General features: G+C 61.6%; 11 protein-coding genes. 4 read left to right on the plus strand and 7 right to left on the minus strand.

Annotated elements, in window-relative coordinates; genetic code table 11:
* Positions 1–1,224, plus strand: a 1,224-nt coding sequence (locus WB528_RS27550) for a GMC family oxidoreductase (protein WP_423892500.1), incomplete at its 5' end; no start/stop codon positions are given.
* Positions 1,225–1,229: 5 nt separating this feature from the next.
* Here WB528_RS27550 and hpnO read toward each other — a convergent pair.
* On the minus strand, positions 1,230–2,621 hold the full coding sequence (gene hpnO, locus WB528_RS27555) for an aminobacteriohopanetriol synthase HpnO (RefSeq protein WP_423892501.1): 1,392 nt from the start codon (positions 2,619–2,621) through the stop codon (positions 1,230–1,232).
* A gap of 99 nt (positions 2,622–2,720) precedes the next feature.
* Between hpnO and WB528_RS27560 the strand changes: the two genes are divergently transcribed.
* A complete protein-coding gene (locus WB528_RS27560; protein WP_423892510.1) occupies positions 2,721–3,353 on the plus strand; it encodes a DUF2147 domain-containing protein in 633 nt (210 codons plus the stop codon).
* Here the strand turns inward: WB528_RS27560 and WB528_RS27565 are convergent.
* Positions 3,321–5,909 (minus strand): MMPL family transporter, encoded by a 2,589-nt coding sequence (locus WB528_RS27565; protein WP_423892502.1) that lies wholly within the window; start codon positions 5,907–5,909, stop codon positions 3,321–3,323. The genes WB528_RS27560 and WB528_RS27565 overlap by 33 nt on opposite strands.
* A 446-nt stretch (positions 5,910–6,355) precedes the next feature.
* Here WB528_RS27565 and ispH point away from each other — a divergent pair, with 446 nt between their 5' ends.
* Entirely contained in the window at positions 6,356–7,282 is a 927-nt protein-coding gene (gene ispH, locus WB528_RS27570; protein WP_423892503.1) for a 4-hydroxy-3-methylbut-2-enyl diphosphate reductase, read from the plus strand.
* A gap of 37 nt (positions 7,283–7,319) precedes the next feature.
* Positions 7,320–8,468, plus strand: a complete 1,149-nt coding sequence (gene hpnH / locus WB528_RS27575; RefSeq protein WP_423892504.1) for an adenosyl-hopene transferase HpnH — start codon at positions 7,320–7,322, stop codon at positions 8,466–8,468.
* Here hpnH and WB528_RS27580 read toward each other — a convergent pair.
* The 5 genes from WB528_RS27580 to WB528_RS27600 form a co-directional block, all read right to left on the minus strand.
* Positions 8,409–9,140 carry a phosphorylase gene (locus WB528_RS27580; protein ID WP_423892505.1) on the minus strand — a complete coding sequence of 244 codons (732 nt, stop codon included), beginning with the start codon at positions 9,138–9,140 and terminating at the stop codon, positions 8,409–8,411. The two genes, hpnH and WB528_RS27580, sit on opposite strands and share 60 nt — an antisense overlap.
* The gene (gene shc, locus WB528_RS27585) at positions 9,137–11,119 is read right to left on the minus strand and encodes a squalene--hopene cyclase (RefSeq protein WP_423892506.1); all 1,983 of its coding nucleotides are present in this window, start codon (positions 11,117–11,119) and stop codon (positions 9,137–9,139) included. Before shc ends, WB528_RS27580 begins: the two co-directional genes overlap by 4 nt.
* 47 nt (positions 11,120–11,166) lie before the next feature.
* Positions 11,167–12,414 carry a hydroxysqualene dehydroxylase HpnE gene (gene hpnE, locus WB528_RS27590; RefSeq protein ID WP_423892507.1) on the minus strand — a complete coding sequence of 416 codons (1,248 nt, stop codon included), beginning with the start codon at positions 12,412–12,414 and terminating at the stop codon, positions 11,167–11,169.
* A gap of 29 nt (positions 12,415–12,443) precedes the next feature.
* The gene (gene hpnD / locus WB528_RS27595; protein WP_423892508.1) at positions 12,444–13,283 is read right to left on the minus strand and encodes a presqualene diphosphate synthase HpnD; all 840 of its coding nucleotides are present in this window, start codon (positions 13,281–13,283) and stop codon (positions 12,444–12,446) included.
* Positions 13,280–13,970 (minus strand): squalene/phytoene synthase family protein (locus tag WB528_RS27600; protein WP_423892509.1); only part of this gene is annotated, 691 nt, incomplete at its 5' end. The genes hpnD and WB528_RS27600, both read right to left, overlap by 4 nt.

The following is a 13,970-nucleotide window of genomic DNA, read 5'->3' on the forward strand; positions in this document are numbered from 1 at the left end:
GATCACTTTCTCGGCGAGAGCGAACACCACGGCACCGGCGGCGGCTGGCGTATCGAGGCGCCGCGGCTGTCGTGGGCGATCCTCGATGCCGTCGGCGATGCAGCCGAGCAGATGGGGATTCGTAAGATTCCGGATTTCAACACTGGCGACAATGAAGGCGTCGGTTATTTCCACGTCAACCAGAAGCGCGGGCGCCGCTGGTCTTCGGCCCGCGGCTTTCTCAAGCCGGTTTTGAAGCGCGCCAACCTGCGCCTTGAGAAAAACGTGCTGGTCGACCGCCTCATCGTCGAGAACGGCCGCGCCGTCGGCGTTGTGTTCGCAAGAGACGGCAAGGTGTTCGAGGCCCGCACCAAAGGTGAAGTCATCCTCTCTGCCGGTTCAATCGGCTCGACGCAGGTTTTGCATCGATCCGGCATTGGTCCGGCAGAATGGCTCACCCCACTCGGTATCACCAGCGTCGTTGACCGGCCCGGTGTCGGGCGAAACCTGCAGGACCATTTGCAGCAGCGCGCGATCTACAAGGTCACCGGGGTGCGCACGCTCAACGAAACCTATTATTCCCTGGTGCGGCGCGGCCTGATGGGGCTCGACTACGCCTTCCGGCGGCGCGGGCCGCTGACCATGGCGCCCTCGCAGCTCGGCATTTTCACGCGCTCCGACCCGAACCGCGACCGGGCCAACATCCAGTTCCACGTCCAGCCGTTGTCGCTCGACAAGTTTGGCGATCCGCTGCACCGCTTTTCAGCGATCACAGTCAGCGCCTGCAACTTGCAGCCGGTATCGCGTGGCACGGTGCGGATCAAATCGGCGGCTGCGGATCAGGCGCCTTCGATCGCGCCAAATTATCTCTCGACCGCTGAAGACCGTCAGGTCGCCGCCGACGCCATCCGCACCACGCGACGCCTGATGAAACAGCAAGCGCTTGAGCGTTATCATCCGGAAGAATTTTTGCCGGGCCCGTCAGTCGGCGACGACGAAGCCTCGCTGGCGAAGGCCGCCGGCGACATCGGGACGACGATCTTCCATCCGGTGGGAACAGCGAAAATGGGAGCGGCCAACGATCCGATGGCCGTCGTCGACGAGCGCTTGCGCTTTCGTGGCCTGGCGGGGCTTCGGGTCGCAGACGCATCGGTCATGCCCACGATAACCTCGGGCAATACCAACACCCCGACCGCAATGATCGCCGAAAAGGGTGCGGCGATGATCCTGGAAGATTCGCGTTGAAGCGCTTACGCTGACTTGCGAACCGCGTTGTCGACCAGCGTCTTGCCGAGCGACCAGATGGCGCCGGGGACCTTGTGACTGGACGCGATCACGGAATCGAACGCGCGCTCGATCCAGTTGCAGTCTTCTTCGGTGATGGTCAGCGGCGGCAGCAGCTTGATGGTGTGGCTGCCATGGCCTGACACCTGGGTGAGTATCTTGTGGTCCTTGAACAAGGGGACTGTAATCAGCTGACAGAACAGACCCTTGTTGGCGGTCTCCAACACATTCCAGGAAGCTTTCAGCCGCAACGATTTCGGCGAGCCGAACTCAAGGCCTATCATCAATCCCTTGCCACGCACGTCCTTCAACAGCTCGTATTCCGGAACCATCCGGTTCAGTGCGAGCCGCAGTTCGGCGCCGCGCTTGGCGGCGGCCTCGACCAGCTTCTCCGTCTTGATGACCTCAAGCGTCGCGATGCCGGCGGCCATCGCCAGATCGTTCTTTGCAAACGTCGAACCGTGCACAAGTGCGCGATCCATCTGACTGAAGATCTTGTCGAAGACACCCTTGCGCATGAGCACGGCGCCAACCGGCACGTGACCGCCCGAAAGCGCTTTAGACAACAGAACCATATCGGGTTCGACGTTCCAGTGCTCAACCGCGAGGAAGCGCCCCGTTCGCCCCATGCCAGTCTGAATTTCGTCGGCAACCATCAGCGTGCCGTACTTGCGACAGAGCGCAGCCGCGCCGGGCAGGAATTCGTCGGTGGGCATGTTGACGCCCTTGCCCTGGATCGGCTCGAAAATGAAAGCAGCGACTTCACGCGAAGACAGCGCCTGCTCGAGCGCCGCGAGGTCGTTAAACGGAATCGAGGTGCAGCCGGGAAGCAGCGGCTGAAATCCACCACGGAAATTCGGATCGTCGGTGAGCGATAGCGCACCATAGGTCAGCCCGTGATAGGCATGCGCGCAATAGACGATGCCTGGCCGGCCGGTGGCGCCACGGGCGAACTTGATCGCGGCCTCGACGCACTCCGCGCCTGAATTTGCGAAAAAGACCTTGTCCAGATATGGCACATATTTGAGCAATCGCTCCGCGAGCACGCCGGCGAGGGTTGAAACGTCGAGCTGCACCAGGTTGGGAAGATCGCTGTCGATGACACTCTTGAGCGCCTTGCGCAGGGCCGGATGGTTCCGTCCAATCGCAAAAACGCCAAAACCGCTCAATAGATCGAGATAGCGAGCGCCCTCGCGATCGTACAGGTATTGACCTTGGCCCTTCTGGAAACCGACATCATATCCAATCGTTTTGAGAACTCGAACGAGCTGCTCGTTCAAATGGCGCGCGTGCATGGAGCTGCGTTGCCCCTGCAGGTCCACAAACATCTCAGAAACGTCTAGATTGGAATATGTCATCAGCTAGATACTTCGGTTAGTGCCCGTTCCGTCAACCGAAAACGCCCTGTGCGGCGTTTTGCCATCCTTCCCATCATTCTTTTGAGCATAGGTTACGCCATGTTGCACTGCCCACGAGATATCACGCGCACCGCTATTTTTTTTGGAATGTTTTCCGCCTTGACGACAGCGTCCGCATTGGCGGCGGATCCGACCGGAGACTGGCGCGTGGCGGATGGTGTGGCCCATATCCGCGTCGCGGAATGTAACGGCAACATGTGGGGCGCGGTGATCTGGGAGAAGGATCCCGGGGGCGTCGACGCACACAATCCCGATGCCTCCAAGAGGAGCAGACCAACGCTGGGCATACCAATCCTCATCAATATGAAAAAGAAGCCCGGGGTGGTCGATCAGTGGGAGGGCGAAGTTTACAACGCCAACGACGGAAAAACCTACAGCTCGACCATCAAGCCCATTGATTCCGATAAGCTGGAAATCAAAGGCTGCGTGCTTGGCTTTTTGTGCGGCGGGGAAACCTGGACCCGAATCCCCGGCCCCGTTCCACCGACCAGCGCAAACAGCCTAGCAAAAGCTACGAAGACCACGGTACCCCCAAAAACTACGGTTCCCCCGAAAACTACCGGCGCCGACCAAGCGGCGAAAATGGGTCAGAAGCAAACGGCGGCCGCTGCGGCCGCTGACCCCGTCGGAGATATCTGCCTACTCCCCGACATCGCGCGGTTTTCCCATTAACGCTGGCTGAAACAGCAACACCGCGGCAAGCGTTGTCACCAGCGACAGCGCCAGAAGCTTGCCCATGCTTGCGGTTCCGGGGTGGCTCGACAGCCACAGACTGCCGAACGCAGTGGCCGTTGTTAGCGCGCTAAAAAAGATCGCGCGCGTCAGGCTTGATTGCAGCAGATTCGTTCTCCCGGAACGCCACGCCGTAATATAGTAAATCTTGAAGGCGACGCCGACGCCGAGCAGCAAGGGCAGCGCGACGATATTGGCGAAGTTGAGCGGCAGGTCGATCAGCACGCAGATCTCGAGTGTCACCGCGCCCGCCACCAGGAGCGGCACCAGCGTCAGAAGCACATCGGTGATGCGCCGCAACGTGATCCAGAGCAGCAAACTGATCACGAGCAGCGCCCAGAATCCGGCGTGAATAAAAGCCTTCACGACCGTGTCGCCGGACTTGAGAATCGATACCGGACCGCCGATCGCGGTCGGTTCGGCGGCAAGCACGGCGGCGGCAAATTTGCGCAGCGTTTCGTTGTCGTTCGGATCGCCGCGCGGCTCGGCCTCGACGCGCATCAGGCCATCCTTGGTCTTCCAGCCACTCACCAGATCGGCCGGCAAGGTGTTCAGGCTGACTGGCCTTGCCTGCAACGCGTTCTTGAGTTGATCGAGCACGACTTTCAATGGCGCGACGAAGATGGCCTGGGTTTTTTGACGCGTGGCCTCATTCGAATCGGCAAGCTTTGACAGATCGTCGGCAAGCCGCCGCGACGCTACGGCCCCCGGGCCTTTCGCATCGCCCGCCGTCTTGCGCAGACTTTCTGCCGTACCTTTCAAGGCATCGACGTTTTCCGCATCCGACGGCGCCTCGTCGATCGAGTCAGGATTAAGCACCGGATTGAGCACCTTCGCTCCCTGCGCGATCAGCCGCAATTTTTCCGGCTGATCTTCCGGCACGAAACTGTCCAGCGAGACGACGTTGAGCACTTCCGGCAGTTGGGAAAGCTTGGCTTCGATCTTTTTCGCATCGGCTTCCGAGTTCGTCATCACGTTGATGGCGTTGGCGCCGGTGTTCGGATCCTTTCTCAGGTCGAGAAACGTCGCGATCGATTCAACATTGGGATTGCGCAAGTGCATGGGATTGAAATCGAAGTGGAGGAAATAAAGCAGCGGCAGGCCGGCGGCCGCGACCAGCAAGGTTCCGCCAACCACGATCACGCGGTGCTTTTCGAGGAAATGATCGACCGGGGCTAAAAAGGCATAGCCGACCGGGTCGTCTTCCCCTGGCGGATTAAGCAGGCTGAGCAACGCCGGCAAGACGGTGATACTCGAGAGAAAGGCAACCAGCATGCCGACGCCGGCGATCTCGCCGAGTTCGGAAACGCCTTTATAGTCGGTCGGCAGAAACGACATAAATCCCGATGCGGTCGCCATCGCCGCGAGCGAGAGCGGAACTGCGGAACGTTCGGCGGCCTTTGCCAGCGCTGTCTTCAGATCGTTGCCTTTGAAACGCTCCGAACGATAGCGGACGCTGAACTGAATGCCGAAATCCACCCCCAGTCCCACAAACAAAACGGCAAAGGCAATCGAAAGCAGATTGAGCGAGCCGACCATCTTCAGGCCGATTGCTGTCGTGATCGTAAGACCGATCAACAGGTTCGCGAACACCGCAGAGATAATCTTCGCCGAATGCAACGCCAGCCACAGAATGACAAGCACCACCAGAACGGTCCCCATCCCATTGACGACGGCGCCGTCAGCGACCGTCGCAAACTCCTCGTTGGCGATGGGCACCGGGCCCGTCAGCCTGACCCGCGCACCATATTGGCCCGCGAGGTTGATATCGCTCGCGGCCTTTCGGATCGCATCGGTTGCCGCCTTGCCGGGCTCGAGCGCATTGAAATCCAGAATCGGCTTGAATTCGATGAAGGCGCGCCGATCGGCGTCGGTCAGAGGCTTGTCGCTCAGCAGCTGGCGCCAGGAGAATGTCGCATTGCCGTTCTTCAGCACGTCCTCGACCGTCTGGGATATCTGGTTGAGGGGACGCTCAGTGCTGTCGAGTTTGACCTGACCACGCTTGACGCCGGCCAGCACGGTCTCCAGCGCCCCCGTCAGCCCGCGCAGGGACGGATCGCCGGCCATGATCTCAATGAGCGGCGCCGCCGATTCAAATTGTCCAGTGAGATGGGCGACCTGGTCCTTCGGGAGAAACAAAAACGCGTTCTTTTCAAAGAACTCGCCCGAACCGAGCGGCTGCAAGGACTCGAAATGCTGCTTGTCACCGGAGAGCTTCTGATAGAGCGCCGCACTCGCCGAATTCGTCAGTTCAGGGGTCGGCGCCTCTACCACCGCCAGAATCGTGCGGTCGCGGTCGAAAGCATCGTCAAACTGAATGTCGCGCTTGCGCCAGTCGAGCTTGGAAGAAATCAGCGTGTTGATGTCGGTATTGATTTCGAAATGTTCGGCAGCATAAAAGCCGGCCCCGATCGCAAGGGCGAGGGCAATCAAGACAGTCGTGGCGGCAAACCGGGTGCAGGCCTGGACAATCGAAACAACTATCTTTGTCAGCACAACTGATCTTTCTGGAGTTAACGGCCTGCCGGAAACGCCCCGCTGTCTAGCGGAGTTCCCCGGGCCAATCTAATGTTGTTTTGCGGGTTTTTTCCGCGCTGCTGGCCAAAAGAGCCTCAGAAAACGCCAAATCCGGGCCGGTAAGCACGAGATCACGATCTAACCGGGCGCAATGACGCAGCTGTGAGGTGGTTGCGGGTGGCATCTCCGAAAATCTGTACCATTTTACCTAAATTAACTCTGGGCACTGCTATATTTGTCCCGTGAACCATCCCGCCTGAGCAGCCTTTCCTATACGGTCTTTTTTTGACACAAAGCCCTGCCCCAACAGGCCCGGATGCGGTTGGAGTAGATATTGCAGTTGCGGATATTACAAATGTTGGCCGACGTCCTGATCGGACGGAGCGCCAAAACGAGGGTAGCTTAATTTGCGTAACGGCCGTCCAATGGAAGTTTATCTGGCGCAGCCGCGCGGCTTTTGCGCGGGCGTCGTCCGTGCGATTGAGATCGTCGAACGCGCGCTCGAGAAGTATGGCCCGCCGGTCTATGTGCGTCATGAGATCGTTCACAACAAATACGTGGTCGAAAGCCTGAAAAACAAAGGGGCGATCTTCGTCGAGGACCTTTCCGAGGTTCCGCCGCAAGCGGTCACGGTGTTCAGCGCCCACGGCGTGGCGCGGAGCGTCGAAGAGGAAGCCGCCGCACGTGGGCTACCCGTGCTGAACGCCACCTGCCCGCTGGTGACCAAGGTCCACAACCAGGGCAAGCGCTACATGTCGAAGGGCCGGTCCCTCGTGCTGATCGGCCACGCCGGCCATCCAGAGGTCGAAGGTACCATGGGGCAGGTTTCAGGCCCGGTGTTGCTGGTCCAGGATGTCGACGACGTCGCGGCGCTGACCCTGCCGGCTGACGCTCCGGTGGCCTATATCACCCAAACCACGCTCAGCGTGGACGACACCAAGGACATCATTGCCGCCCTCCACCAGCGATTTACAGATATTCAAGGCCCGGACATCCGGGATATCTGCTATGCGACACAGAACCGTCAATCTGCGGTAAGGGATCTGAGCAAGCTCGTAGACGTTATACTGGTCGTTGGGGCCAACAACAGTTCCAATTCAAACCGGCTGCGCGAAATCGGCACCGAAGTCGGCGTGGCGAGTTACCTGATTGCCGATGGCAGTGAACTCAATCCGGAATGGCTGAAGGACGCCAAAGCCGTCGGCATCACCGCCGGCGCTTCGGCGCCGGAGGTACTGGTTGACGACGTGATCGAAGCCTTAAGGCGCATCGGACCGGTCGCGGTTTCGGTGCTTCCGGGCCGCGAAGAAAATATCGAATTTCGGCTTCCGGCTGAGTTAGCCGTAGGCTGATAAACTCCTCAATCCCCTGGATGCAGAAAGACACGTGATGGCAATACCGTTCTTCAAGGAAATTCGCATCGGCGGCTATCTGATGAAGCAGAAGCTGATGGGCCGGAAAAAGTTTCCGCTGGTGCTGATGCTGGAACCGCTGTTTCGCTGCAACCTCGCTTGCGTCGGCTGCGGCAAGATCGATTATCCCGATGCGATCCTCAATCGCCGGATGACGGCGCAGGAGTGCTGGGATGCAGCCGAGGAATGTGGCGCACCGATGGTGGCCATCCCCGGCGGAGAACCGTTGATTCACAAGGACATCGGCGAAATTGTTCGCGGCCTGGTGGAACGCAAGAAATTCGTCTCGCTCTGCACCAATGCCTTGTTGCTCGAGAAGAAGCTGCATCTGTTCGAACCGTCGCCCTACCTGTTTTTCTCCGTCCATCTCGACGGGTTGAAGGATCATCACGACAAGGCCGTGTCGCAGGAAGGCGTGTTCGAGCGTGCCGTCTCGGCGATCAAGGCCGCCAAGGCCAAGGGTTTTGCGGTCAACGTCAACGCGACGATCTTCGACGGGCATTCGGCCGAGGACATCGCCAAATTCCTCGACTTGACCGTCGAACTCGGTGTCGGCGTTTCGATGTCACCGGGCTATGCGTACGAGCGCGCGCCCGACCAAGCGCACTTCCTCAACCGCACCAAGACCAAGAATCTATTCCGCGACGTGTTCGCGCGCGGCAAGGGCAAGAAGTGGAACTTCATGCATTCCAGCCTGTTCCTGGACTTCCTGGCCGGAAACCAGAGCTACGAATGCACGCCGTGGGGTATGCCCGCCCGTAACATCTTCGGCTGGCAGAAGCCCTGCTATCTGCTCGGTGAAGGCTACGCCAAGACCTTCAAGGAGCTGATGGACACGACGGACTGGGACACCTACGGCACCGGCAAGTATGAGAAGTGCGCCGACTGTATGGCCCATTGCGGCTATGAGCCGACGGCGGCGAACGCCGCTTTCAGCAATCCGCTGAAGGCGCTGGCGGTGGCCGTGCGTGGCGTCCGGACGACGGGCCCGATGGCGCCCGAAATCGATCTCACCAAGCAGCGGCCCGCTCAGTACATCTTCTCTGCGGAAGTGCAGAAGCGGCTGTCAGAGATTCGCCGGGACGAGGCCCTCGCTGCCCAGCAGAAGGCCTCGACAGCCGCGTAGGCTGCGAAGAGCCCGGTTGAAGTCGATCCCGGTCGCGACCAGATCGCGCAGCGACCGCGGATTTCGCGCGACGCTGCGCAGGACCTTGCGCAGGTCGATATCGCCGTTCGGCTTGATGGCCGCCCTGGCGAGCGACGGCAAAGCCCGGTGGGCCGGGTCGCTGACGACCCGCAGCGCGGCAAACGGTAGCCCGGCCTTGTCGGCATACTCCGCCGCGATATGGCTTTCCATGTCGACGGCCGCAGCACCGGTTTCCAGGTGCAGCGCCTCCTTGAGGTGACGGGCGGCGACTACCTGCTCAGCGCCCGCCAGGCGTCCCCTGACGATCCGCCGGCGCCCGAAACCAAATCCAGCCATCACATCGTCGTTCAGGGCAAGGCCGGCGAGCCAACGAGCATCGCCCGCCAGCACCTCGGTCGCCACCACGATATCGCCGGACTTCAAGGTAGGATCGAGCCCCCCGGCCACGCCGAAGCTGATCACTCCCCGGATCGTCGCGGGATCGAATACCGTGAGCAGCGCGCGCAATTGCTGCGGATCGCTACTGCTGCAGATAACGGTCATTCCCGGCCCGGACGCGATCCGGGCCTCCTGAATCAGACCAGTCACAATAAGCACCGGCCGCGGGTCGACCTTTCCCACCGGCGTGCCCGCCCCTGTCCCCAATCTCACATTCCGACCCCTACCACCCTGCTGTTGGTCTTTCGCAAATTCCGATACCGCGCCAACGCCCAGAGCGGGAAGAATTTCGAATAGCCATGATAGCGCAGATAAAACACCCGAGGAAAGCCTGTTGCCGTATAGCGTTGTTCATCCCACAGGCCCTTTTGGGTCTGTGTGGCCATGAGGTACTCCACACCACGGACCACGGCCGGATTTTCGACCTCTCCGGCCGCCATCAGGCCAAGCAAGGCCCATGCCGTTTGCGAGGCCGTCGTCGGGCCCCCGTCAAATCCCTGGTCAAAGCCCTTATAGTCGAGTCGGTAGCTGGTCGCATCCTCCCCCCAGCCGCCGTCGGCGTTCTGGATCGAAAGCAGCCAGTCGGCAGCCTTCCGCACCATCGGGTCCTGGTGGCCGACGCCTGCGGCGTTGAGCCCGCACAGCACCGACCAGGTCCCGTAAATGTAGTTCAGGCCCCAGCGTCCGTACCAGGACCCCTCCGCCAATTGGGTCTTGCGCAGATAGGCGACGCCTGCCGCCACCGCCGGGCTCGTACTGGCGTTTTCCCCGAGCTGGGCCAGCATGGAAATGCAGCGGGCCGTGACGTCTTCGGTCGGCGGGTCCAGCAAGGCGCCGTGGTCCGAGAACGGAATGTTATTGAGGTAATATTCGAGATTATTGATATCGAAGGCGGCCCAACCCCCGTCCCTGCTCTGCATGCCCTCGATCCACTCACGTCCACGCGCGATTGCCGCGTCGTAGGCGGGGTTCGGCAAGCTACCGCGGGCGCGATCCATCGCCATGACGACGACCGCGGTGTCGTCGAGATCCGGGTAATGGGCGTTGTTGTATTGGAACGCCCATCCTCCTGGACGGGTCTGCGGGGCCTTGACCGCCCAGTCTCCCTTCACATCCAGAACCTGTCTGGGCACGAGCCAGTCCAGCCCCTGTTTGGCAGGCGCCAGTGCGGGCTCGCTTCCGGCTTCCAGCAAGGCATGACAGACCAGCGCGGTGTCCCACACCGGCGACACGCATGGCTGGCAATAGGCTTCGTCCTCTCCGATCACCAGCAGCTTGGCGAGGCCCCGCCGCGTGACAGCGCGCGGAGGATAGTCCGCATCCTTGCCGAGCGCCTCATACATCATCACAACGTTGGCCATCGGCGGGAAGATCGCGCCCAGCCCGTCTTCGCCATTCAGCCGCTCTTCGATGAAGGCCACGGCCGCATCGATGGCGCGGGCGCGCAGCCTTTTCGGAAACAGCGGCTCGATCACCCGAAGCACGCTGTCGAGCGAACGAAACAGCCAAAACCAGCCCCGGCTCTGGTGCGGCGCCTTGGACGTCATGCCGATCGAGCGCGGGTCCTCGAGGAACAGCTCATCGATGCCGACGCCCTTTGGATTTTTCGCGCGCGGCTTCAACGCCGCCAACACCAGGAGCGGCACCAGCGTCGTGCGGGCCCAGTAGGAAATCTTGTTCAGGTGAAATGGCGACCACATCGGCAGCAGCGTGATCTCGACCGGAAGCACCGGCACGCTGCGCCACGTCGTCACGCCGAACAGCGCGAGCATGAAGCGCGTGAACACGTTGCTTTTGCTGGCGCCGCCGCGCGCATGGATCGCCTCGCGCGCCCGCGCCATGTGGGGCGCATCGACGGAATCGCCGATCATCTTCAAGGCGAAGTAGGCCTTGACGCTCGCGCTCATGTCGAACTCGCCGTCATGGACCAGCGGCCAGCCGCCATGGGCGCCCTGAATCCGCCGCAGATAATTGGCGATTTTCGCTTCCAGCACCGTATCGGCCGGCTCGCCCAGATAGTGAGCGAGAAGCACATATTCGGAGGGAATGGTGCAGTCGGCCTCAAGCTCGAATACCCAGTGCCCGTCCGCCTGTCGATATCCCAGCAGTGCCTGCGTTGCTGAATCGATGCTCGCCTCGAGGGCGCTTCCACCCTCAAGCTTGCTCGTTGCGGAATGCATGCCGTTCGACATTGCCTGACCTTGTCCGTCCGATCTCACTGAAGTCCCGGCCTTGCCGATCACCTGCCGGCGAGGACGAGATCGGCGGCGCGGTCACCCGACCGCACCGAACCTTCGATGGTTGCCGGCAACCCCGTATCAGTCCAATCGCCGGCAAGAAACAGGTTTTTCAAGGCTGTCGTGGCGCCCGGCCGCAACGCGTTCTGTTCCGGCGTTGCCTCAAATGTGGCGCGGCGTTCGCGCACGATCTGCCAGGGCGGCAGTTCGGCTGTGATGCCCGCCGCCTGGCCGATATCCCGCCAAATGGCCTGGGCAAGCTCCTCACGCGGCATGTCGACCAGGCGGTCCGCGCCGCTGATGGTGATCGAGAGGCGCTGAGGGAACGTGAAAAGCCATTCCACCAGCCCCCCCACGACGCCCAAAATCGGCGGCGCGCCTTCCGGGGGGTCGAAGCGGAAGTGAGCGTTCACAATGGCGCGGAATTTGGTCGGCGTTTTCAGTCCCGGAAGCAGCGCGGCGGCAGGCCGCGGCGGCACGGCCAGCACCACGACATCGGAGGGTGCGAGCGAAACCGTCTCCTCGCCAAACTTCAGTTCGTCGACGCGGTCGGCCGTGCTGCCAAATCCGCGCAGTTCATGTCCGAACCGGACCTCGGCGCCGTTGTCCTGCAACAGCCTGATCGCCGGCTCGATCAACACCGCGCTCAAGCCATCGCGCGCGATCAGCGGCCGGCAAGCCTGTCCGCCGGCCAGCAGCGTCTCACGCACAACGGCGCCGGCAAGGCCGGCGGATCCCTCCGGTGGATCGACATTGAGCGCCGCCAGCAACAGCGGCTGCACCAGCCGCTGGTACAGCACGCCCTTGCAGGGGATGGCGTCGCCGATGAGCCTTCTGGGCGAAGACCAGATCAGCGGCATCAACGCCAGATAATCGCTCAAGCCGGTGTCCGGCACCCGTCGCGCCGCATCGAAGACCCAGAATGGCAAACGGCCATCGCCGAGGTCGAGCTGCCAGCGTTTTCCGGTCGAAAGATCGACAAAGGGAAACTGGGCGCGTTTCGGTCCCACCAGCCCCGCTTCGGTGCCGATCGACTTCGCATAGGCCAGCGCGTGATGGTTGCCCGAAAGCAGAAGGTGATTGCCGTTGTCGATGGTCAGGTTGGTGGCGGCATCGAAATAGGATCGGCAACGTCCGCCCGCCTGTTGCGTGGCCTCGTAGAGGTGCACCTTGAAGTTCGCGTTCGCCAGCCTCACGGCAGCTGAAAGGCCAGAAATTCCCGCGCCGACAATATGGGCAACTTTTTGCATGAGACGAGTGTGTTTGAAGTTCGTGAGCGTCAGAAAAAAGCGTGGCGTAGCAGAATGGCGATGCGGGCCACCTTGTTCAGGCGAACCGGCGGTCGCGGGTTAGCGAACCCTCGCGCAACAAGCAATTTCAGAATGGCGCCGTAGTATTTCGACATGATCCGCGGCGCCCGTACGGCGCGGCGCGAATTGCGGGCCATGATCGCGTCGGCTTCCGCAAAATGACCTCTCGCCCGCTCCACCAGCGGCGCGCAAACCTTCGGCAACCTGGGGTCGGCCGCAACGACAAGCGGATCGGTCGAGGTGATCCCCGCCTGCAGCAGACCTTCCTTCGGCAGGTAAAGCCTCCCGATCGCGGCATCTTCGTCGATGTCGCGCAGAATGTTGGTCAGTTGCAACGCGCGGCCGAGATGATGGGCGAGTTGGATACCGTCCCCGCGCGGCAGGCCGAACACCCGCACCGAGAGGCGTCCGACGGCGCTTGCGACGCGGTCACAATAAAGATCGAGCGTCGCAAGATCCGGTGCGCGGATGTCCTGCGGGATATCCATCTCCATACCGTCGACGATCGCCAGAAAATCCTCGCGCTCCAAGCCGAACTGCTGGACCGAGGCGGCATAGTCGCGCAGGCGCGCCGGCGGATGGCCCTGATAGAGCGCGTCGATGTCTGCACGCCACTGCTGCAGCGCCGCCAAGCGTTGTTCGCGCGGACCGTCGGAATCGGCGATATCGTCGACCTGCCGGCAGAAACTGTAGATCTGAAACATCGCCTCCCGCTGCTCCCGCGGAAGGATGCGCATCGCGGCATAGAACGAGCTGCCCGACGCGGTGGTCCCGTAACCGGGATTGGCTGTGGCCACCTCTCCGGTCATGCGCCGGCCGCGGGTTTCGAAACCGGGCGACGCCCCAAGAGACGGCGGGCCGACTCCGCGGCCATGCCGCCAAGGCTGAATGCGAGCAGTTCGAGCGGATTAAGGTGTACCCGCTCGGACAATGGGTCGCGCACCCTGAGAAGGCGCACGATCCGGTCGGCAAAAGACTGGATGACCGATATCTCAAGCCCAAGCCGGAAATCCCTCACCTCCGCTGCCAGCGATTTGCTCTGCTCGAGCAGCACTTCGTTGCGTACGGCCAGCGATTGCAGACATTGCAGCAGCGGCGGCGCGGCACGCACCTCCCCCAGTTGCTCGACGGAAGCGCCGCTGGTGGCGAGCGCATCGCGCGGCAGGTAGACACGGTTGAGATTCCTGAAGTCCTTGCCGCAGTCCTGAAGATGATTGTTGATCTGCAAGCCGGCACAAAGCGCATCCGAGGCCGGCCAGGTGGACCTATCCTCGCCGTGGACGTCGAGCATGAACCTGCCGACCGGCATTGCCGAATACCGGCAATAATGGATCACCTCGTCCCAGGTCTCGTAACGAAGTTTGGTCACGTCCATGCGGAAGGCGATCAGGACGTCGAGCGCATGGCGCGGCGGCATTCCGCGCCCCGCCAGCGCGCGGCGCAGATTGACCGCTTCGACCTGGCTGTCGCCCTGTCCGAGCAGTTCGGCCTCCAAG

The sequence above is a fragment of the Bradyrhizobium sp. genome, assembly GCF_049586575.1.
GTDB lineage: Bacteria > Pseudomonadota > Alphaproteobacteria > Rhizobiales > Xanthobacteraceae > Bradyrhizobium.

Coding starts and splice junctions, on each gene's coding strand:
- hpnD (WP_423892508.1), bottom strand. CDS start 13,283: ATGACCGGAGAGGTGGCCACAGCCAATCCCGGTTACGGGACCACCGCG.
- WB528_RS27560 (WP_423892510.1), top strand. CDS start 2,721: ATGTTGCACTGCCCACGAGATATCACGCGCACCGCTATTTTTTTTGGA.
- ispH (WP_423892503.1), top strand. CDS start 6,356: ATGGAAGTTTATCTGGCGCAGCCGCGCGGCTTTTGCGCGGGCGTCGTC.
- hpnO (WP_423892501.1), bottom strand. CDS start 2,621: ATGACATATTCCAATCTAGACGTTTCTGAGATGTTTGTGGACCTGCAG.
- hpnE (WP_423892507.1), bottom strand. CDS start 12,414: ATGCAAAAAGTTGCCCATATTGTCGGCGCGGGAATTTCTGGCCTTTCA.
- shc (WP_423892506.1), bottom strand. CDS start 11,119: ATGTCGAACGGCATGCATTCCGCAACGAGCAAGCTTGAGGGTGGAAGC.
- hpnH (WP_423892504.1), top strand. CDS start 7,320: ATGGCAATACCGTTCTTCAAGGAAATTCGCATCGGCGGCTATCTGATG.